The following is a 20840-nucleotide window of genomic DNA, read 5'->3' as shown; positions in this document are numbered from 1 at the left end:
CCTTTTTGACGCCAACCAGCGTCAGACTTTAACGATTTCTTGATAATTGGTCAAAAAGTCCAATTGGTCCAGCTTTCGCCCCTTTCTCGACGCATTCCAACGGCACCTTCTAGGCAACGGCTGACACACTCACGTCAGCACATGCGTATGAAACGGTTTGGGTAGAACTTGGAATTTTTGCACCCAAGAAGGGGCTGAGAATGAAGATTTTGGCCGTCGACGACGACGAGAACATTTGCGCGCTGCTTACAGAAGCTGTGGCCGCCAAAACAAATCACGAATTGGTTACGGTGCCATCCGGACCAGAAGCAATTCGCGTAATAGCGCGTCAGACGATACCGTTTGATTGCTTTCTTTTGGACATCCAGATGCCGATCATGGACGGCATCACGTTGGCTGAGAAAATTCGCAAGACTAAGGGGTATGCCCGAACGCCGATCATAATGCTGACGGCAATGTCGCAAAAACGGTATATCGACGGTGCCTTTGCGGCCGGAGCGACTGATTACATCACCAAGCCATTCGATTTCCTCGAATTGTTCAGCCGCATAGGCGTGGCGGACAAGCTTGTAGGGGAGCAACAGCGGGTTGCCGCATCAACCTCTGAGATGACTGCTCTTAAGCGTGATCTAATACAGAGCACGACCCACAGCCTTAACGAGCCCGTCGAAGTTATAGGCGTGACACAGGTGGTGGGCTATGTCGCTTTTGAAAACTACATCATGCAATTATCGCGCTCCAAATTGCTGCGCAGTTCTGTTTTTGCGGTAAAGATTTCCGGCGTGGAAAAAATATTCAACAAGTCAGACCCAATCATCTTCAGGCAGATGCTGACTGACATCTCCAGCGAGATTGTTTCTGTGTTGGCAGACAACGGTGCCATGGCCGCATATCGCGGCAACGGCGTCTTTCTGTGCTTACTGCCACGCAACGGTGGGTTTTCGCATGCGAAATACGAGCTCGATCTCAACACGCGGCTGGAATACTGCCCTGCACTGCGCGACATTGAAACCCCGGCCAAAATTTGTGTTGGCGAGGCGTTCAGTTTGCGGTCGTTAACCCGCGCCGGGGCCCTCTTCTCTTTGCAAAAAGCTTCGGCAAGCGCGGAAGTGCGTGCCAAAAGCCAACAGGAAGTACTCGCCTTGTTGCGCAAATCTGTTCGGCTAGCGCCGCGCTCTGGATTTCAGACCGAAATGGAGCGTCGAGCGTACGAAGTCCTATTGCAAGATGCGTTGAAAGAAGACACCGCCGGAGATCCCCGCGCGACGGCCTTCGGGTGATATCGAGGCTGAATGGACCGGCTGAGAGCCGGTCCTCTTTTTTTTGCCGGTCTGAATTCTGACGCCTTCAGTGTGGAACGGCATTCAGGTCCATCCGAGCAACTTGAACGCGCGCGCCGTCGATGACCATCACAGGCCCCGCGCGCTCGGCAACCAGCCCCAATCGTCCGATCCAACGCGACCAAACTGCCGGCACCAATCCCAAAACCTGACGCGCGTTCAGCGCGCGAGATGTTTCGATCAGCTGCAGCATCAGTTGTGTCTGGACCTCTGTACGTTGCTCAGCAGGAACAAGGTGGGACACAAAAACCCGGCTGGATTCCCAAACATCCGGATCTACCGGGGCTTCGAAGTCCAGCAAGTCGGAAGGGATGGAGTCCAACATACCTTTCTGGGCATCCCGGATCATATAGGTGTACATCCCACATTTTGCCGTCGTGGGAGTTAAACGGATGCCAGCCAAAATTTTGTCGCCGTCATGGACGGCGATCCAGCGGCTGGCTGGCGTGTCATATTGATCATACTCCATGCCCTCAGCTTCGGGCAGGTCCCAGTTGTTCTGGACAATGAAAGACTGCTTACGCGCTTTCAAAAGATTGACCATCAGTTCGCCATGTTGATGCATATTTTCAAACGATAGGGTGGTCGCAAGCATTGCGCCTAGTCTCCGGTATTTAGTCGACAGGAAAGTGAACACTCACAAAACCGGACCGCGTAAAAGAAACTTGGGGACCCGGAACACGTTACAAAACCAACATACCACATACTGCACAAAGAGACCGCACCCTTGCCACACCCATCCCCAACGGTGCTCTCGCTTGTGAAACGCTGTCCATCTTGAATGGCACCGTAATCCACAAAAACTCAAAAACGCGTTCTGCGTTTGAAATGGGGCAACTGCTCGGCCTCTCATTGCATTTGACGCACACTTTCCTGTTCTTTCCAATATTTTTTTTCAACTTTTCCGGAACTTCCGTAGCGTCCCCCTCAACCAAAAAAATGGCCTACCATACACAGATCAACGCTATCGCCTTTGTTTTACTGGGCAACTTAGAGTGTTGATTGGAAATGAAAAAAAAATCACCCAAAACGTTGGTCACATTTTTTTTTGGTGTTCGCACAAATATCTCAGGCTGACCACGAAATTGCCCATTTATTCAGTCAGGTTGAAAGCGTGGCAGTAATTCGCCCCAGAAATTCAGGCTAAGAGAAAGCGCGCAATGCATCCCTATTTCATGAATTTCCACGTCAAAGGTGAAGTCGCAGGCACATTGCTATTGAAGTCGACGAAGCCAAAACTCTTGGTGGACCTTTCTCGTCAAACGGCCGCCGATGCACAGGCACCAGGGTTTCGCTATCCCGATAGGGTGTGCTTCACCATTCGAGATGATCGTTTAATCCAACGGTTTCAAAGAGAAATCTCAGTTGGGGACGTGATCGAGGCGCACGGTGCCTTTGAGCAATCTGGATACCTGCCGCATGGCAACATCCACGTTGATACGACATTTGAGATGCGCAGTTTTTTGCAACGCGCCGGAAAACAACCAGATTTGTCGTACGCGGGACGCGTTTACCACGTCGCATCTCAAACGCCTACTCACTGACGCCAAAGCGGCCAAATCTTGGCACAAGCCATCCATCGTCCAGCCACATTTGCCCTTTAAGCTAAAATTAGCCATGACACCCGTTATGGAAAACTGTGGGAACGCTGATGATTGACGGCAAAAAAGGAACTTACAACTGGATGAGAGTCTGGGCTTTTCGTTGGTCCCGTCGGTTCCGGACGATGTTTCCTTCCGCCCGTATCTCGGTTGAAGAAGCACGTCGCCTCAAGAAGCAAATGCATGATTTTTCCAGCGGCGGCCTGGCTCTTTTCTGGCAACGACAAGGGATTTACGCTGGCGCGGCAATCCTCTGCGGTTTCTACTATTCGATACCGATTGCAGTGCTGTGTTATCTACTTTGTCAGGCCACAGATCTATTTGATAGCTTCATTTCCTTGCGCGTCATCAACCGCAAAGATCACTCGTTCCGGCACAGCATTGCACTGTTGAAATGGCTGTTCTTCTCTAACACTCTGAGTTCGCTGGCGGTGGCGGTTTTCACCTTATTGATTGCCAAGCTCGAAGGGCCAACAGAACATTTTTCCTCACTATTCTTCCTATTTGCTGCCGGTTTGTTTGCAGCCGTTAACAACCACCAATTGCCGCAAGTTCTGGCGGTGCGATTGGTGATCTATGGCGGCCTGTTCATCTTCATTCCAGGTGCAGATATTTGGAACGAGCACACTTCGTATCAATCCACAGCGTGGTTGCACTTCGCTACCGCGTTGTTTGTCTTGTACTTTGTGTTGGAATGCTCGGTCATTTTCTTAAGGCTCTATCAAAAAGGCCTGGATCAATTGGACGAGTTGCGTGCAGAGCGGGACCGGGCACAAGAAAGCTATGAGGTCAAATCCCAGTTCGTTTCGGTAGTGAGCCATGAATTGCGCACTCCTCTGACGTCGATCAACGGCTCGCTTACTCTTTTACGCGAAACCGATTTGGTGAAAAACCCTGACAGCGCGGCACGAATGCTTGATATAGCCCACAAAAACAGCCAACGCCTCAGCAAGTTGATTAACGACCTTCTCGACATTCAGAAGATGGAGGCGCACAAAATGACCTACTTCTTCTCGGCGATTGATCTTGGCGAACTGATTGAGGAAGCTGCGCAGTCCGTTGCGCCGTATGCAGATCAGTTTGAAACTGTGATCCGTGTCGCCAGCCCCAAGCGTCCCATCACCATCCGAGCAGATCATGAACGTATGATGCAGGTTCTGGACAACCTTTTATCCAACGCCGTGAAGTTTTCTCACCGCGGATCCTACATCGAACTAAGCGCCAGCCTTGATGACGACCATCCAGTTCTGACGGTGCGCGACTTCGGCATTGGCATCCCCGACGACGCGCGTGATCTGGTGTTTGAGAAGTTTTCGCAAGTCGATAACTCGGATCGCCGGGACTTTGACGGCACTGGTTTGGGATTGTCTATCGTGCGCCAAATTGTCGATGACCATGACGCAGAAATTGATTTCGAAAGTGCACCAGGTGAAGGTACCTGCTTTTACGTGACATTCCCGCCTTCACACGGCGAAAACACCGATTAACGACCAAGGGCTTTCACAGTGTTTCCTCAAGAGCATCAAGAAAAATTCGCAAAACTGCGCCAGAATTTTCTGGCTACGCTTCCCCAACGCGAAGCCGAGATCGAGGACATGGTCACAGCGTTGATGGAGTCTGGCCCCAACCAGAAAGTTTACGAAGACCTTTTTGTCGCGACACACAAATTGGCTGGGATATCGGCGACATATGGAATGGCCGCGCTTGGTAGTCGAGCCGAGGCTGCTGAGGCTATGGTTGATCAGGCTCGCAAGCGTCGTCCGGATGAAGAGTCTTTCTACGAAATTCTTGTTGCAGCGGATCTACTCGCGGAAGAACTTAGGCGTGTCTCATCACTTGATTGACGCGGCTAAGTCGCGCTTTTTGCCACCATCGACCTAATCTGATCAGGTAATGCAACCGGATCGAAAGGCTTTTGAATGGCGCCAACCGCCAGCGTCCTGATTTCATCTTGATGTTCAGTTGCGATGTTTTTGGACGTCATAAAAATTGCAGGCACCTCGACTAAGGACGTCTGCGCTCGGATAGCTACAATAGTTTCGACACCGGTCATACCAGGCATCATCATGTCCAACAAAAAGACGTCAGGCAAGAATGCCTCTGCCTTTTCAATTGCTTCCATTCCGCTGGCACATTGCAAAACTTCGAACCCACCAAGTTCAGCCAATGCCAAATAGGCAATTTCCCGAATATCGGGATCGTCCTCGACGTGCAAAATCTTACGAAGATCACCCATTGGCTTACGCCCTATTGCTCCATCCCAGAGCAACCATACCCTCAGCCCCCCTATTATTAAAGGTCAACGCGCAAGTTCCCGAAACCTCTGTGACCATTCTGCCCTGCGCACTTAACCTTTGTAACGTGACGTTCACGCCTTTTACGCACCTTTGCCTTGGCGTTTTCACCGCATAACCTCTTCGCAACTGAGAGGAGCCCCCATGACCGAGAATCCGATCCTGCAAAAGCGACAGGGCAATGCCCTTGTGCTTACCCTTAACGACCCAGCGCGACTAAACCCAATTGGTGCCGGAACACGCAAGGCCCTGAGCGAAGCTCTGGAAAATGCGGAAGCCGACCCTAACCTACGCGCAATCGTTCTCACGGGCGCCGGAGGAAATTTTTCGTCCGGTGGAGACATATCGACCATGGACGCCCCTCAGCGTTTGAAGCGGATTAACTTTGAGCATGTCAAACATCTGGCCAATCAGGTTACCGGCGCCTCCGTCCCAGTCATCGCTGCAGTGGAGGGGTGGGCCGCAGGTGCAGGCTTTGCATTGGCGATGCTGTGCGACACTGTGATTGCGGGTAAATCCGCGCGTTTCATGTCGGCTTTTCCGAAAATTGGTTTGATGCCCGATTACGGCCTACTGGGTTCCCTTCCCGCCCGTGTTGGCCAAGCCCGCGCGCGTCAAATCATGCTCTACGCCAAACCAGTCAGTGCCGAAGACGGAAACGACTATGGGATGGTAGACACGCTTTGCGAGGACGGTCAGTCGGTGACAGAGGCGCTGAAATTGGCGGACCACATCGAAACCCTTGCCCCGGGAGCACTACAAGCCATAAAAGCTTTTGATTCCGGTCGTCTAGATCGCGCGATTGACTATGAACGTGATGTTCAACCCGGTCTGCTGGACAGTGAAAACGCCAAAGAAGGCCGAGCAGCGTTTTTTGAAAAACGCCCACCGAATTTCAAGGCTGTCTAAACTGGACAAAAAAAGCCCCCGCAACCTTCTGGCGGCGGGGGTCTTCTAGTGCTTCAAACTCACACAAAATCAATGTGGTTATAGAGCGGCAGTTCGCGGATCCGCTGACCCGTGGCCGCGAAGATCGCATTGGCCAACGCAGGGGCCGCTGGCGGTACCGGGGGTTCACCAATCCCGCGCACGCTTGGATTATTTTCCAGACCTTTGACAAAAATCTCAGGGCATTGGCTCATTCGCATGCCCTCAGCATCCCAGTAGTTCGCCTGTTCCGCCATTCCGTCGGAATAGGTGATCTCGCTGTTCATTGCGTGACCAAGACCAAAGATGACGCCACCTTGGACAAGGTTCTCAAAGTTGACGGGATCCACCACTGTTCCAACATCCGCCGCGACCCAAACCTTGTTGATCCGAATACCGTTATCTGTATTGGAGACTTCAATCACCTCCGCAGTCGGCACACCGAAGCTTTCGACGAAGGCCACACCACGGCCAGTGTTTGCAGGCAATGTGCTGCCCCAATTGGACATTTCTCCAACTGCTTCAAGAACCTTACGGCTTACGTCGTGTTGCATTAGACGGATGCGTTCCGCCAAAGGATCTGCGCCGGCCTCATAGATCAATTCATCGAGCAAGCTGTCAAAGAAGAACCCGCCAGCCGAAGCTCCAACGGACCGCCAACTTGACGTTGGCGCCAACTCAGGCACGCGATAGGCACGCATGCGGTTGTTGGGTATGGAGTATGGGTTGTTCCATGCACCTGCGGAAATCTGAGTGTCCGGTCCAGGAACTGACAAGCCAGCACGACCCATTTGCGAGTTGATCACTGATGGCATGGCGACCGCCAAGTCCACCGCAACCACTTTGCCGTCCTGCACCGCACCGCTGCCTCTGGCCATGCCGATGTGGCGCGGGAAGTCGTGTGCAAAATCTTCTTCACGAGAATAAGTCAATTTGACCGGAGTGCCGCGCATCTGATTGGCAACTTCAGCCGCCAGTTTCACATGCTCGAATTCAAGTCGATGACCAAAGCTGCCGCCCATGAACTGGTTGTAAAAATCAACTTGTTCCGGAGCGTGCCCGGTGACCGCTGCCACTTGCTGCTGCAACATGCGCGGCACTTGATGACCGGTCCACACCGTCACTTTGTTGTCTTCCACCAAAACGGTCGCGTTCAGCGGCTCAAGCGGTGCATGCGCTACGTAAGGAACTCGGTACTCTACGTCGACAGCCTTTCCGCCTGCCAAAGCTTGGTCCACATCGCCTTCGTTACGCCACTCCTTGTCCAACCGATCCTCGACAAATGACGCCGCCACCTCCGCCCAATGGTCATCCTGCTCGGCAGGATAAGGCGCAGGGCCCCAGTCAAAGTCGATGGCCTGAGCCGCTTGAATAGCGCGCCATGTGTTATCAGCGACTACGGCTACGCCGCCTGTCACGTCGACGATTTTTTGAACGCCACGCATTTTCGAGGCAGTATCGGCATCATAGCTGTTCAATGCACCGCCCTGACGTGGATTGCAGACAACCGCCGCATGGACTGCGCCCTCGATATCGATATCGATGCCATAATCCATTGTGCCAGTTGATTTCGAAACAATATCAAGTCGTTGCATCGGCTTCCCGATAAGGCGCCATTCGCTCGGCTCACGCAGTTTGATTTCGCGAACGGGGTCTAACTTGGCGGCTTCACCTGCCAATGCGGTGTATGCAATCTCGGTACCATCAGGCAAAAGAACAGCGCCATTTGCGGTCTTTAAGTCCCTGACAGGAACACCACTGACATTGGACGCAGCCAATTTCAGTGTTTCGCGGGCCATCGCACCGGCCTCCCGCAATTTGACAAAACTGTCTGGGATCGAACTTGATCCGCCCGTGCCCTGCATGCCTAAGAGCTTTAGCAGTCCGCCCATGACTGTGCGCATGCTCTCAGCAGAAAAGCTCTTGTCAGTGAACATGAATGGCACGCCATCATCAGCCATTGCGCGGTTCCAATAGGCTTTGTCGGGCTTGCCAAAACTGGTTTCAAACTGCCCGAATTCAATGTCGAGTTCTTCGGCAATAAGCGCGGCTTGCGCATGGGCAATCCCCTGCCCTTTGTCGCCGTGTGGTCCTATCAACGTGACTTTTTCACTATCGATTATCACCCATGGATTAAAAGTTGCAGATCCATCCGCAAGGTCGTTTTCCAATGGATTGTTAAACGGAGTGCGGACTTTGTAGACGCCAAAAGCGACGCCACCGGCCACGGCTGCTGCGCCAATCAAAAACGTGCGACGTGCGATTTTTCCGACTTTACTCATACCCTAGCCCTCCTGCAGCTTTACGGCCGCAGTTTTCACTGCAGCTCGGATGCGAGGATAGGTCCCACACCGGCACAAATTGCCGGACATCGCATCATCAATGTCTTCGTCTGATGGGCTCGGCTTGTCCGACAACAAAGACGCGGCCTGCATAATTTGGCCAGACTGACAGTATCCGCATTGAGCTACTTGATGCTCGACCCAGGCTTCTTGAACAGCGTGCATCGCTTCAGGCGTACCAAGACCGTTGATAGTTGTCACTTCGCCGTCCACATCGGAGACAGAGGTTTGACAAGAGCGTACGGCGACCCCGTCAATATGCACCGTGCACGCACCGCAAGCCGCGACACCGCAACCGTATTTTACAGCTTTGATGTTTAATTCATCTCTCAAAACCCACAGAAGTGGCATGTCGTCTTCGACATCCACCTCGTGGCGTTTCCCGTCCACGATCAGTTGCATATTTCTGCCTCCCGAAAACCTAGATCCTGTTGCGTTAGTTCCAAGGTAGTCCAGTCGATCCGAATTTCCACTCGCAGATTGTGCCAAACCTCATGCAGTTTGTGACACGTCCACCATTCTGAGGTACCGCCTCGCGGGAAGTATTCCTATTTTGAAAACTTTTTGGACACCCCAAGCGACACCAACACGACGTCACCCGACATGGATCATATGATGCCTGTACTCGGCGAGCCATGGTTGCCATTGGAAACAGAAAGATCAGCTGCCTAACCTTTGCAAAATGGACGCGCGCGCCCACCGCCCAAACTGTTCCTTTGGCCAATCGCCCGCTTGAGAGCAGGCGGTTTTCCCCCTCGATCGGGTGATTTACAGACACAAACAAGCTCAGCGGCCCAGCTGGGGTCACTTCGATCCCCAATCCAGCCCCCAGTATTTTTTCGATATCAGCACCACCGTTGCCAAATTGTCCTAAAACCGAATAGGACAGCGACCCAGTCAAGGCGACCGTTTTGAGGCCTTGTAGGTGACCGGCAAGTGCAGAGACCCTGCCGGAGCGCCAGTCAATGTGCGCCCGCCTACAGGCACGCGAACTTGCCAGTCGACGTATTCAATTGCACCGAGAAGGGATACACCCCAATCACCGTATTCACCAATTTGATATCGCGCATTGACCCCGACTGTTCCCACACCGTTCGTAGACAACAAACCGCGCGCGGTGCTACTTAGTCCATAAAGAGACACCACGTTGGCGCTGATCTGCCACTTGTCAGACACGCCCCAGTGAGCGGTCAATGTAGCGTACATTTGCGTTGTGATGCCCGCATTGGCAACCACGCCTGATCCAAACTATAGACGAGCTCTCCGCGTTTTAACTGCCGCGCGTCAGGCAGATATCTGTTTGGACGTGCATCTTGTCCAAAATAGGAGGCCGATCCGCCCTGCTGCGCGTTGAGCTCGGAACCTGGACCCATCGCAGCGATCGTCAAAGCTGCCCCAAAAATCCAACAACCCATCTTTTGAAAGCTCATATAACTAATCCAATGACTGCTCTGACCATACGCCAGCGACATCGCCCGCAGTCGCGATCAACTTAACGCCGATTTCACAAAGTAAACTCTCTTTAAGGTCAACAAACTCGCTGGCTCTTCAAAACTGCTTAAACCCACGGCCAAATTTGCGAATCAAATTTGCGTCCAATGGCAACAGAGCCGCGCAATCGCACGCTGACGACATGAATTCCACCGGCGGACCGCGAACTGTTAGCGTTACCGTTGGCGGCAACGGTCGGATTTATCGCTAACATATGGATTTTTCACACTATCTTACCTTTCGGCACGCACCCTAGTTCCCTATAGGAAACACAACCCAACCGAAGATCCCGAGCGTCAGGAGAGCAGGATGACCGTCACTGTAGGTATCAACGGATTTGGCCGTATTGGCCGTTCGACCCTCATGCACATCGCAGAAGAGGCACGGCAGGACGTCCGCGTCATCAAGGTAAATGCAACGGGCCCTCTGGAAACGGCGGCGCATCTGATCCGATACGACAGCGTACACGGCCGGTTCCGTAACGAAGTTATTGCTGGCAACGGAACAATGGACGTCGGCCAAGGGCCGATGCGCATGTATTCGACTTATGACATGGACGAACTCGACTGGGACGGTGTTGATGTCGTTTTGGAATGCACCGGAAATTTCAACGACGGTGAGAAAGCGCGCAAGCACCTAGAGCGCGGCGCCAAAAAGGTGCTAATCTCGGCCCCGGCCAAGAACGTTCAAAAAACGATCGTCTTTGGTGTGAACGACGACACGCTCGAAGCTAATGACAATATGATCTCCAATGGGTCCTGCACCACCAACTGCCTCGCCCCCGTGGCAAAGGTGCTGAACAACGCCTTTGGTATCGAGCAAGGCATCATGACCACGATTCACGCCTATACCGGCGACCAGCCGACATTGGATCGCCGCCACAGCGACCTGTATCGCGCCCGCGCAGCCGCAATGTCGATGATCCCGACCTCGACCGGTGCCGCCAAAGCTTTGGGTGAAGTGCTGCCGGAACTGAAAGGCAAGCTCGACGGCTCCGCCATCCGAGTTCCGACCCCGAACGTCTCCGCTGTCGACCTGACCTTCACTGCCTCCAAGGACGTAACACTGGACGACGTTAACGCTGTCATGGCCGAGGCGGCGGCCGGCGAGATGAAAGGCGTGTTGGGTTATAATGACCTGCCGCTTGTATCGGTTGATTTCAATCACACCACCGAAAGCTCTACTTTTGCAGCCGACCAGACCAAAGTGATCGGTGGCCGTTTGGTGCGTGTGTTGGCATGGTATGACAACGAGTGGGGGTTTTCGGCTCGAATGGCGGATGTCGCCTCCAAGATGGGGCGTATCTAATCCCTCAAATTAGTACGCAAATTCTTGCGCCTCTGCAGGTGGTCAGGCATACATAGCTGACTATCCAATGCAGGGGCGTTTTCACGTCATGACAAATCCCATCGCCGTGTTTTTGGTTTTACTGATCCTCACCGGGCTGGGCGTGGATGTCGTTTTCAACGGCGGCGACGCCACTCTAGTCATAGTGCGCAAGTTCTTTGAATTGATCGAATGGGTCGCGTTCTGGCGTTAATCTCTTTCTGAGCCGCACATGGGCGTTTTCCCCATCCTGCCCCATTGCGCCGCGCCACTCCAAGCCGCTAGGCTGAGGTCGAGCAGCAAAGAGGTGCAAAATGCGCATCATCCGAATTCTTCTTACCGTAACCGTCGCCGTAGTCCTCGGGCTGATTGCTTTGATCGCGATCCTGCCGGGTGAGAAGATCGCAGCCATTGCCGCGGATCAGGTCAAGGCCGCAACCGGTCGTGACCTCACCTTCGAAGGCGACGTCGGCATTAGCTGGTATCCAACTTTGGGGGTCTCCACCGGTAAGGTAACCTTTGGAAACGCCCCTTGGTCTGAGAATGGGCCGATGTTTTCGGCACAAAAAGCCGCCATTGGCGTAGATGTCCTTGCGGCGCTCACCGGCAATATTCGTGTCAAAAAAATTGAATTGATCGGACCGGATATCTTGCTCGAGAAAACCGCTGACGGCCATGCGAACTGGGATATTACACCATCCTCCGGCGCCGTCGAAAGCGATCCAACCGCTGTCTCAACACTGGACGGGTTTGCTCCTGAAAACATGGTTGTACGCGACGCCCGTCTGCGGCTACTTGTCGAGGGTGAAACCCCGACTGAAATCACCCGGCTGGGTGTCATCTTGGCATGGGCGGACCGATCCGCCCCGGCCCAAATCACCATTTCGGCGCAGCCAGCCAAATCAGCGGTAAACATAGACGCGACCGTGGTTGACTTGGATTCGCTGTTGTCGGGGTCGCTCAGCGAGTTGACCGCCGTGCTCACTGCCGCCAAGGGCACAGTGCACTTTCAGGGTCGAGCCGGTCTCGCTCCGGAAGCTGCAGGCACAGTAACCGCTGATTTGCCAGACGCAGATGCTTTCCTAGCGGCGCTCGGCCTTGCCGGCGCCCTGCAAGGTCCAGCAAGCCTCACCGGTGACGTGACCTTGACCCGCGACATGCAACTTAGCCTGCGGAAAGGGTCTTTAACCGCATTTGGCAATGTCATCACAACACAGGCCGATGTTGATTTGGGCGGCGCAAGGCCGGTTGTGAAGGCGCAAATTGCCGCGCAAAAGCTGGATCTTACGCCGTCGGTTGCAGACAAAAGCGCTGAGGGCGGTGGTGTATCGTCGAAAGGGTCCAGCTGGTCCAAAGCCGCAATTGATGCCAGCGCGCTAGGCTTGATCGACGGCACCATCAGCCTCGCCGCCGAGGCCGTTGACCTAGGCGATTATAACCTAGGTCGCACAAGGGCTACGGTTACCATCGACAACTCCCGAGCCGTCGCGAAGCTGAGCGAACTGCACGCCTTTGAAGGCACGATTACGGGACGATTTGTTGCAAACAACCGCAACGGATTGTCGGTGCGCGCCGACTTGGACGTCGCTCAAATTGCGCTTCAACCTTTTCTCTCTGCCACCGCCGGCCTCGGCGGTTTTACCGGCAAGGCAGACCTGAAAACCTCCGTGCTTGGCTCAGGTCAATCACTGTTTGCCATCATGAATTCACTCAAAGGGGAAGGATCGGTGACTGTTGGCCGCGGCACAATCGAAGGCATCGATTTGGACAAGCTTTTGCGGGGTGACATCACCGGGGGTACCACAGTTTTTGACAACATGACGGCCACGTGGACCATATTGAAGGGGGTGATGCGCAACGAGGACTTGCTCATGGAACTGCCCCGTCTTGCCGCCACCGGATCTGGCACCATTGGCCTTGGCCTGCGCACAATCAACTACATAGTTTCCCCACAAATCCGTGGTGATGACGCGCCGCTTTTGATTGTTCCGGTCAAAATTGAAGGAAGTTGGGACGATCCCAGCATTGCGCCCGACATGGATCAGGTCATCAAACAAAACTTGGATGAGGAACGCAAAGCTCTAGAGCAAAAGGCCCAAGACAAATTGGCCAAAGAACTAGGCGTTACTGCAGAAGAGAACCAATCGACAGAGGACGCCGTCAAAAAGAAACTTGAAGAGGATGCAAAGAAGGGGCTGTTAAAACTGCTTGGCGGAGATTAACCACGGGCCATGTTCCGCGCTGCCACCACACCTCCCAGCCTGACAACTCTGATCCTGCTCACCGCGTTTTCTGTGTTGTCGCTCAATATGTTTCTGCCATCGCTGACGCATATAGCCGCTGACTTTCAGGTCGACTATGCGATGGCGAATTTGTCGATTGCCGGCTACCTCGCCATCACTGCCGTTCTGCAAATCATAATGGGACCACTTTCCGATCGTTTCGGACGACGCCCGGTAATGCTATCTGGTCTGGGCATCTTTAGTTTCGCCTCCATTGGCTGCTTGCTGGCTACAGACATCTGGGTTTTTCTCGGCTTTCGCCTGCTTCAGGGTGCGCTCATATCCGGCATGGCGCTGTCTCGCGCTGCAGTGCGAGACCAACACTCCCCTCAAAAAGCCGCCAGCCTTCTGGGCTATATTTCAATGGCCATGGCTATCGCCCCCATGACCGGACCGGTTCTGGGCGGCATCCTCGATCAACTTTATGGTTGGCGTGCGACATTCATCTTTTTTGTTGTTGGCGGCTTCCTTCTGTGGTGGTTGGCTTGGGCCGATATGGGGGAAACCAACCGGAACCGCAGCGCCACTATCAGAGATCAATTCCGAACGTATCCTGAACTGCTGCGATCTCGTCGGTTTTGGGGCTATGCGTTTTGCCTCACGTTCTCATTGGGCGCATTCTACATCTATATCACCGGCGCTGCATTAGTGGGCGGCGCAATCTTCGATCTGACCCCCGCGGAAGTCGGTGCAAGTGTAGGCATCATCACTTGTGGTTTTGCTGTAGGAAGCTTTTTGTCAGGTAGATTTTCCAGCCGAGTACCCCTGGTCAAAATGGTTATCGCCGGTCGCCTCGTGGCTGCTTGTGGACCAATGCTTGGCCTGGCGTTTTTGGCAACCGGGCTTATGTACCCGATCAGCTATTTTGGCGCGATCACTCTGGTTGGTTTGGGCAATGGCCTGACCATTCCGTCGGCCAATAGCGGTGTCATGTCGGTACGCCCACAACTTTCAGGTAGCGCTGCTGGCCTTTCCGGAGCGATGGCCGTGGCCGGAGGCGCGATCCTAACGTCCTTCACAGGTGCGATTCTTTCACCGGAAACAGGTGCCGTCGTTCTTTTGCTGCTGATACTGGCATGCGTGCTACTATCCTTATTCGCTGGGCTCTATGTGCGCTGGGTCGACATCCAAGATCCGCTACCTGAGTGATGCCACTTGACCGCGCGCACCGCCCGTGGCACCAAACCTGCATGAAACCGACACGCCTCACCGCTTTCGACTATTACTCCTCGTCCACATAGGTGGCGGGGCATTAAACATGCACACTCGCCGCGTCGCGGGGGTTGCATCAGAGGCATCTTAAATATTCGGTTCCCGCTGGCGCGGTCTTTGAAAGGATACGCCCGTGGACCAGATCCCCTCTTCCACCCGCCGCACACAGACGCTTGGCCTTTTTGGGTTTGGCGCGTTTGGCAAACTTGTCGCCCGTGAATTGGCGGCCCATTTTGAGATCACCGTATGTGATCCGGCTTACGTTGGTGCGGTGCTGGATGACGGGCGCGCGTTGCCGATGCGCGAACTCGATGAAACGGCCCGGTGCGATGTTGTTGTGCTTGCGGTGCCGGTTGCACGTCTTGCCCAACTCTGCGAACGCATCGCCCCACATCTGCGTAGCGGTGCATTGGTCCTGGATGTCGGTAGCGTCAAGATCAGCCCGATGCAGATTATGGCTGATCATCTGCCAGAAACCGTACACATTCTCGGCACCCACCCTCTGTTTGGGCCGCAATCTGCTCAAACTGGTATCCGAAACTGCAAAATTGCCCTTTGCCCTTTGCGTGGATCGCGAACAGGCGTTGTTACCAAGTTTCTTCGTTTACTTGGCTTGGAGGTCATCCTCACGACCCCAGAGGCTCACGACAGAGATGCCGCCATGGTGCAGGGTCTCACCCATCTGATCGCCAAAGTTTTAAACGACTTCGGGCCTCTTCCTGACCAGATGACCACTGTGAGCTTCGACCTGCTTCGCGAGGCCATCGGCATGGTCAAGGACGACCCGCCGACGGTGCTACACGCCATAGAGACTGCAAACCCTTTCTCGGCCGACGTACGTGATGCCTTTTTCAAAAAAGCAGATGTCTTGCGGTCCCAATTTGAGGTCAGGTGACGCCAAACTCAGAAAGACCCTTTCTGCGTGAAAACGATCACCGCACCAATTGCCGTCGCCACACCGAACAAGAACGCCTGCGTGTTGACCTTAGAACGCGCCGGTAATTTCAAACGCACCGACAGGATTATTATAATGCCGCCAACCAGCGCAGTAGCCACCGAATGCGACGGGCTATAGACTTCGATCCGGGTGCCGGCATATCCGCCAGCAAACAATGCCAGCACAAAGACCCAACGCATCCATGTTTCAAACCGGTCCGAATACATGCGAAACAGGAATTTATTCACACCGAATAGGTGCAATGTGAACACGACGGCCGAAGTAATATACACGCCTTGCACATCTTGATTTAAGTGCACGACTGTAGCTCCGAGAAGCGCGCTATAGACCGTAAACGACAGCAAATTCAGCATCAAACCAAACCGAGACGGTTTGGAAGAATGCCTTTTGAATTCAACAAGATAGTACATCAAAAAACCAAACAGCATAAAAAAGTAAAGCTGATGCTCTATCAACACGTGCACATCGGGCGCACGCGACCGAATGCTTGTCGTCATGATGCCAATCTTTGGCAACAAGTACAGAAATGCATAGCCGAGTCCCAGCCCTGACGAGAAGTCCAAGAGCCATCTGGACGTTCCGGGATAGGCTCGAAACACCCGAACAGCGCCAATGTGGGCCGTACTGATGATCGTTAGGGTCAAGATTTCGTTGACGGTCAGAATGCCAAGCAACGACGCCTCCTCAAATCCGGGTACTCTTGAGTATTGCGCACAAAAAAGCCCCAAGGTTCAACTCCTTGGGGCTCATTTTTCGTAGGTTTTTGCGACTTAGCGTTTGCGATCTCGCCGCGCGCTCATCGGCTGGAACGCCACGCCGACATGCGCTTCGCAATACGGCTTGCCTGCTTGTACCGGCAGGCCGCAGAACCAAAACTCGTCTGTCGCAGGATCACCGACGGGCCACTTGCAAGTGCGTTCCGTAAGTTCCATCAGAGACAGCTTCTTGGCCGATTTTTCAACTTCGTTCACTTTAGCCAGCGCTTCAGGGCTGATTTCGTTGGCCGAAGGTTGAGGTGGCAGCGGCTGACCGGCCGGAATGATTGCCTTGCGCAACGACTGTGCCGGTTTTGCGGCAACTGCCGGTTCTGTCTTGGGTTCCGGTTTGGCCTCAGGCTTAGGCGCAGTTTTTGGTTTGGGCATGGCCTTGGGCTTGGCCGCCGCTTTTGGCTTAGGCGCTGCCTTGGGTTTGGCTTCGGCTTTCGCGCCTCCGCCAGTGGATCGGTTGGACAAACCCAAACGGTGTACCTTGCCGATCACGGCATTGCGGGTTACCCCGCCCAGTTCCTTGGCGATCTGGCTGGCCGACTGGCCCTCGCCCCACATTTTTTTCAACAGCTCAACGCGATCGTCGGTCCACGACATACCATATTTCCTCAGCTAAAAAGCGGCCCCCAAAAGGACCGCCCCGCATTTCTTGGTCAGAGGCCTATTCTAATCACCCCAGCCCGAGTTACAAGGCAGAGAATCAGTTTCAGACCAATCAGACACGGAGACATGCATGGATAAGCTGGAAATGGGTGTGCGCCGCTTTGGTTTAGTGAATTGGCTGGGCCTCAAAACCCTCGCGATGAGGGAAATTCTACGTTTTACCACGGTGTGGACTCAGACTCTTTTGGCGCCATTGGTCACAGCGGGCCTGTTTCTTCTGATTTTCTCCATTGCCATCGGTCCGAGCCGCGGCAACGTCATGGGTGTTTCGTTTATCACCTTTCTGGCGCCGGGCATTATGATGATGACGGTTATCCAGAACGCATTTGCCAACACGAGCTCTTCACTTGTGATCTCCAAGGTGCAGGGCAATATCGTTGATACCCTCATGCCCCCGCTCTCGCCTCTGGAAATGGTTTTTGGGTTCCTAGCGGGCGGTGTGGCAAGGGGGATGGTTGTGGCCTTGGCAATTCTTGCGGCTTTGGCACTTTTTCTCGGCATCGTGCCAGCGCATCCGCTCTGGACGCTCACCTTCGTCGCAATGGGCGGCACGTTTTTGGGCGCAATCGGCATGGTGGCTGGTATTTTTGCTAACAAATTCGACCAGATGGCGGCGATCACCAATTTTGTCGTGACGCCCTTGGCATTCCTTTCCGGAACGTTCTATTCCGTCGAGGCCTTACCCTCAGGCTTGCGCACATTCACGCACTTTAATCCGGTATTTTATCTAATCGACGGTGCGCGCTACGGCGTGATCGGCACCTCTGATAGCGCCCCTGAGCTTGGCCTCGCTGTTGTAACGATCAGTACAATTTTGGTAGTTTCAGTCGCTTGGGCGATGATCAAAACAGGCTACCGGCTCAAGAACTGACCTCGGTCAACCGCTCTAACCGGGGATACCGTAGCCCCAACGTCACACCGCGGGCTACAAAACTAATCAACAGCGCGCCCCAAAGTCCGTGATTGCCAAATTGTGGCACCAAAACAAGCACGGCACCCAAATAAATCAGCGCCGAAACAAACATCATGTTGCGCATTTCACGACCCAATGTGGCACCAACAAAAATTCCGTCCAACATCCAAGCCCCCACACCAAGAAGCGGCGCCAGAACCATCCAAACCAGATAGGCGCGCGCTTCCATACGCACATCACTGGCTGTCGTCATCAAATCGATGACCGACCCACCGAACACAGCGAACACGAACGCTAAACCAACCACACAGATCACGCCCCAAAGACTCGTAAGGATCGACGCGCGCCGCACCCCAGCCCTGTCACGCGCGCCGAAAGCTTGCCCGACAAGGGCTTCCACTGAAAACGCAAATCCGTCCAACGCATAGGCGGTGATCGACAGAAACTGCAAAAGCACTTGATTTGCGGCGAGTGTCACATCCCCGAAATCAGCACCCAGGAACAGAAAGCTGACGAAGATCGACTGCAGCATCAGCGAGCGCAGCAGAATGTCACGATTGACCGCCGCCATTTCCAACAAAGCCGATCGATCAAAAACGCGAGACCAATTGCGCGACGCCGGCCTTAAGAAGGCGTCGCGGCACATCCACAAAGCCAGGGCGCACCCGGTGACTTCCGCGATTACGGTGGCGGCGGCGACCCCGCCAACGCCCCAGCCCAATCCCAACACGAACCAAATATCCAATAGGATGTTCAGCCCGTTCATCCAAACTTGGATAATCAGAACAGCTTTTCCGCGCTCGAGCGCAATCAACCAGCCCGTCAACCCGTAGATCGTTATTGCGGCTGGTGCAGACCATATGCGGATTGAAAGATAGTCGCGTGCCAGCGTTTCAACCTCGGGCGAAGCTGGCGACAATAGGAACGCGCCTCGAAATAGCCAGACCTGCAAAGCGATCACTAGCACTCCGCCGCACAGACCGAGCATCACAGCCCGCGTGAGCATTGCCGCGACCTCGCCCTGCCTCCCGGCGCCCTGCGCTTTGGCAGTCAGCCCCGTCGTGCCCATCCTAAGAAAGCCAAAAACCCAATAGATCGCGCTCAGAATAATCGCGCCTATGCCGACAGCCCCGATCGGAGTTGCCTGCCCCAACTGACCGACAACACCTGTGTCCACAGCTCCCAGAATGGGCACAGTGGCATTGGCCAAAACAATTGGCAGCGCAGTTCGCAAAATCCGGCGATGGGTGATTTCTCCAACGCCGCCTGCGGCCTCACTCATCGCGAGCCGGCATCACGAAGTGCCCAGTGGCTTGCGCAAAGGGCTGGTCGCGCTGATCTTGCCAAGCCTCGACTTGCACAGATGCATATCGCCTCCCAGACCGCGTTACTCTAGCTCGCGCGTAGGCATCACGCGGTAAGCCAGACCGAAGGTAGTCCACCGTAAAATCAATGGTTTTCGGTAAGCGTGGCAAATGACCGCGAGTCAGCTCTTCCATATCAAATCGACCCGCTTCGATATCATCCCAAAGGCTCGCCCAAGCCAAACCGATCACCGCGGTGGTCTCAAGGAAACCCGCGGTTACTCCTCCGTGGATCGCCGGTATCATCGGGTTCCCGATCAGTTTGTCGTCGTAAGGCAGTATCGCGGTCAGCTCGTCACCACGACGATCGAACTCTATCCCCAAAAACTGAATATACGGCACACCATGCACTAGCGCTGACAAAGCCGCATCGCGCCGTTGCTTGACGACTTGAACGGGGTCGGGTCGTGAGCGCGGCATTTTATCTTCTCTCCACAGTAAAGGCACCGGTCGCAGTGGCAACTGGTTGATTTGGATCATCGTCCAACGCCGTCGCGCGAACAAAGGCTACAGAGCGTGTGATGTGATAACACTCGGCCCGCGTCCGGATCGCCTGCCCCGGTGTGGCGGCCCGCATATAGTCTATCCGCAGATCAATAGTTGCTGTGCCCGACGGCGAGGACGGGTGGCTCATGGCTGCCGCGCCACAACAAGTGTCCATCAATGCCGACACAGCCCCGCCATGCACGACGCCTGTTTCGGGATCACCAACGATCTGTTCGCTGTAAGGCAGCTCCATTTCTGCAACGCCTTCTCCAATCCCGGTCAACTTCATGCCAAGCGCCTGACAATGCGGGATTAGATTTATGAACTGTTCAGCAAATTTTGACTTGTCGCCCTGCATTTCCACCCTCGGGGTTGTTTGCGCCAATTAAGATCGACATTTTGGCAAAGGAGCAAGGGGGGGTGGTTGCCCTAGGCGGGCAAGATAACTAAGTTCCGCGCCAAGGAGATCTGCCAAATGACTGAAAATCGCCTGTCTTTCAAGGAAATGTGCACCCGATTCGACGTCACCCCTCGGACGTTGCGTTACTACGAGTACATCGAGCTTCTTCACCCAGAGCGATCTGGGCGTAGTCGCTACTTTGGACCTCGTGAAATCGCCCGAATGACTTTGATTATGCGTGGTCGTCGATTTGGCATCAAACTCGAGGACATCCGACAGTGGTTGTTGATTTACGAACACGAAGGCACGTCCGCGCAGATGCAAGCCTTTGTCGATATGGCAGATCGTCAATACGCGGAACTTCTTGAACAGCGCGCTCAACTGGATGAGGCGATGAACGAACTTAAAGAACTGCGCGACGAAACCGCCGGTTTTCTGTCCAAGGCCTGAATCCAGCCGAATTGGGGTTGCGCC

22 protein-coding genes are annotated in these 20840 nt (G+C 54.2%); 12 read left to right on the top strand and 10 right to left on the bottom strand.

Annotated elements, in window-relative coordinates; all coding sequences use genetic code 11:
• Positions 1-200 precede the first annotated feature (200 nt).
• Positions 201-1280, top strand: coding sequence for a response regulator (locus SHIM_RS08645; RefSeq protein ID WP_054002257.1), 1080 nt, complete (start codon positions 201-203; stop codon positions 1278-1280).
• Positions 1281-1347: 67 nt separating this feature from the next.
• Here SHIM_RS08645 and SHIM_RS08640 read toward each other — a convergent pair whose 3' ends face one another.
• The gene (locus SHIM_RS08640) at positions 1348-1884 is read right to left on the bottom strand and encodes an acyl-homoserine-lactone synthase (protein WP_342585511.1); all 537 of its coding nucleotides are present in this window, start codon (positions 1882-1884) and stop codon (positions 1348-1350) included.
• 616 nt (positions 1885-2500) lie between these two features.
• On the opposite strand from SHIM_RS08640, the gene SHIM_RS08635 reads away from it, so the two are divergent.
• The 3 genes from SHIM_RS08635 (at position 2501) to SHIM_RS08625 (ending at position 4785) form a co-directional block, all read left to right on the top strand.
• The gene (locus SHIM_RS08635) at positions 2501-2884 is read left to right on the top strand and encodes a hypothetical protein (protein WP_054002255.1); all 384 of its coding nucleotides are present in this window, start codon (positions 2501-2503) and stop codon (positions 2882-2884) included.
• Positions 2885-2991: 107 nt separating this feature from the next.
• Entirely contained in the window at positions 2992-4428 is a 1437-nt protein-coding gene (locus SHIM_RS08630) for a sensor histidine kinase (RefSeq protein ID WP_152926498.1), read from the top strand.
• Positions 4429-4446: 18 nt separating this feature from the next.
• Complete coding sequence (locus tag SHIM_RS08625) at positions 4447-4785, top strand: Hpt domain-containing protein (protein WP_054002253.1); 339 nt, start codon at positions 4447-4449, stop codon at positions 4783-4785.
• A 5-nt stretch (positions 4786-4790) separates the two neighbouring features.
• Here the strand turns inward: SHIM_RS08625 and SHIM_RS08620 are convergent, their stop codons facing one another.
• Positions 4791-5177, bottom strand: coding sequence for a response regulator (locus SHIM_RS08620; RefSeq protein ID WP_054002252.1), 387 nt, complete (start codon positions 5175-5177; stop codon positions 4791-4793).
• A gap of 202 nt (positions 5178-5379) precedes the next feature.
• Here SHIM_RS08620 and SHIM_RS08615 point away from each other — a divergent pair, with 202 nt between their 5' ends.
• Complete coding sequence (locus tag SHIM_RS08615; protein ID WP_054002251.1) at positions 5380-6144, top strand: enoyl-CoA hydratase/isomerase family protein; 765 nt, start codon at positions 5380-5382, stop codon at positions 6142-6144.
• Between the two features lie 59 nt (positions 6145-6203).
• On the opposite strand, the gene SHIM_RS08610 is transcribed toward SHIM_RS08615, so the two are convergent.
• The 3 genes from SHIM_RS08610 to SHIM_RS08600 all read right to left on the bottom strand — a co-directional run bounded on the left by SHIM_RS08610 (position 6204) and on the right by SHIM_RS08600 (position 9710).
• Positions 6204-8444 (bottom strand): xanthine dehydrogenase family protein molybdopterin-binding subunit, encoded by a 2241-nt coding sequence (locus SHIM_RS08610; protein ID WP_054002250.1) that lies wholly within the window; start codon positions 8442-8444, stop codon positions 6204-6206.
• 3 nt (positions 8445-8447) lie between these two features.
• Positions 8448-8906: a (2Fe-2S)-binding protein gene (locus SHIM_RS08605; protein WP_054002249.1), complete on the bottom strand. Its 459-nt coding sequence runs from the start codon at positions 8904-8906 to the stop codon at positions 8448-8450.
• A gap of 495 nt (positions 8907-9401) precedes the next feature.
• Complete coding sequence (locus SHIM_RS08600; RefSeq protein WP_152926497.1) at positions 9402-9710, bottom strand: hypothetical protein; 309 nt, start codon at positions 9708-9710, stop codon at positions 9402-9404.
• A 594-nt stretch (positions 9711-10304) separates the two neighbouring features.
• On the opposite strand from SHIM_RS08600, the gene gap reads away from it, so the two are divergent.
• The 5 genes from gap to SHIM_RS08575 all read left to right on the top strand — a co-directional run bounded on the left by gap (position 10305) and on the right by SHIM_RS08575 (position 15710).
• The gene (gap, locus tag SHIM_RS08595) at positions 10305-11303 is read left to right on the top strand and encodes a type I glyceraldehyde-3-phosphate dehydrogenase (protein WP_054002247.1); all 999 of its coding nucleotides are present in this window, start codon (positions 10305-10307) and stop codon (positions 11301-11303) included.
• A gap of 88 nt (positions 11304-11391) precedes the next feature.
• Positions 11392-11535, top strand: a complete 144-nt coding sequence (locus tag SHIM_RS08590; protein ID WP_054002246.1) for a hypothetical protein — start codon at positions 11392-11394, stop codon at positions 11533-11535.
• Positions 11536-11635: 100 nt separating this feature from the next.
• Positions 11636-13543: an AsmA family protein gene (locus SHIM_RS08585; RefSeq protein WP_054002245.1), complete on the top strand. Its 1908-nt coding sequence runs from the start codon at positions 11636-11638 to the stop codon at positions 13541-13543.
• A 9-nt stretch (positions 13544-13552) separates the two neighbouring features.
• Entirely contained in the window at positions 13553-14752 is a 1200-nt protein-coding gene (locus SHIM_RS08580; protein WP_054002244.1) for a multidrug effflux MFS transporter, read from the top strand.
• Between the two features lie 196 nt (positions 14753-14948).
• On the top strand, positions 14949-15710 hold the full coding sequence (locus SHIM_RS08575) for a prephenate dehydrogenase (RefSeq protein WP_054002243.1): 762 nt from the start codon (positions 14949-14951) through the stop codon (positions 15708-15710).
• An 8-nt stretch (positions 15711-15718) separates the two neighbouring features.
• Here the strand turns inward: SHIM_RS08575 and SHIM_RS08570 are convergent, their stop codons facing one another.
• Positions 15719-16501 carry a hypothetical protein gene (locus SHIM_RS08570; protein WP_152926496.1) on the bottom strand — a complete coding sequence of 261 codons (783 nt, stop codon included), beginning with the start codon at positions 16499-16501 and terminating at the stop codon, positions 15719-15721.
• A gap of 42 nt (positions 16502-16543) precedes the next feature.
• On the bottom strand, positions 16544-17137 hold the full coding sequence (locus SHIM_RS08565) for a GcrA family cell cycle regulator (RefSeq protein ID WP_054002241.1): 594 nt from the start codon (positions 17135-17137) through the stop codon (positions 16544-16546).
• A gap of 136 nt (positions 17138-17273) precedes the next feature.
• Here SHIM_RS08565 and SHIM_RS08560 point away from each other — a divergent pair, with 136 nt between their 5' ends.
• Entirely contained in the window at positions 17274-18074 is an 801-nt protein-coding gene (locus SHIM_RS08560) for an ABC transporter permease (RefSeq protein WP_054002240.1), read from the top strand.
• On the opposite strand, the gene SHIM_RS08555 is transcribed toward SHIM_RS08560, so the two are convergent.
• Genes SHIM_RS08555 through SHIM_RS08545 form a run of 3 tightly spaced genes read right to left on the bottom strand, consistent with a single transcriptional unit; the run spans position 18064 to position 20324 of the window.
• Complete coding sequence (locus tag SHIM_RS08555; protein ID WP_054002239.1) at positions 18064-19398, bottom strand: MATE family efflux transporter; 1335 nt, start codon at positions 19396-19398, stop codon at positions 18064-18066. The genes SHIM_RS08560 and SHIM_RS08555 overlap by 11 nt on opposite strands.
• A complete protein-coding gene (locus SHIM_RS08550; protein WP_054002238.1) occupies positions 19391-19900 on the bottom strand; it encodes a PaaI family thioesterase in 510 nt (169 codons plus the stop codon). The genes SHIM_RS08555 and SHIM_RS08550 overlap by 8 nt, the downstream gene beginning before the upstream one ends.
• Before the next feature lies 1 nt (position 19901).
• The gene (locus SHIM_RS08545; protein WP_054002237.1) at positions 19902-20324 is read right to left on the bottom strand and encodes a PaaI family thioesterase; all 423 of its coding nucleotides are present in this window, start codon (positions 20322-20324) and stop codon (positions 19902-19904) included.
• A gap of 117 nt (positions 20325-20441) precedes the next feature.
• Between SHIM_RS08545 and SHIM_RS08540 the strand changes: the two genes are divergently transcribed.
• Positions 20442-20816: a MerR family transcriptional regulator gene (locus SHIM_RS08540; RefSeq protein ID WP_054002236.1), complete on the top strand. Its 375-nt coding sequence runs from the start codon at positions 20442-20444 to the stop codon at positions 20814-20816.
• Positions 20817-20840 lie beyond the last annotated feature (24 nt).

Origin of the sequence: Shimia sp. SK013 (assembly GCF_001292625.1) — a bacterium.
GTDB lineage: Bacteria > Pseudomonadota > Alphaproteobacteria > Rhodobacterales > Rhodobacteraceae > Shimia.
This window is presented reverse-complemented; position numbering and strand designations above follow the sequence as displayed.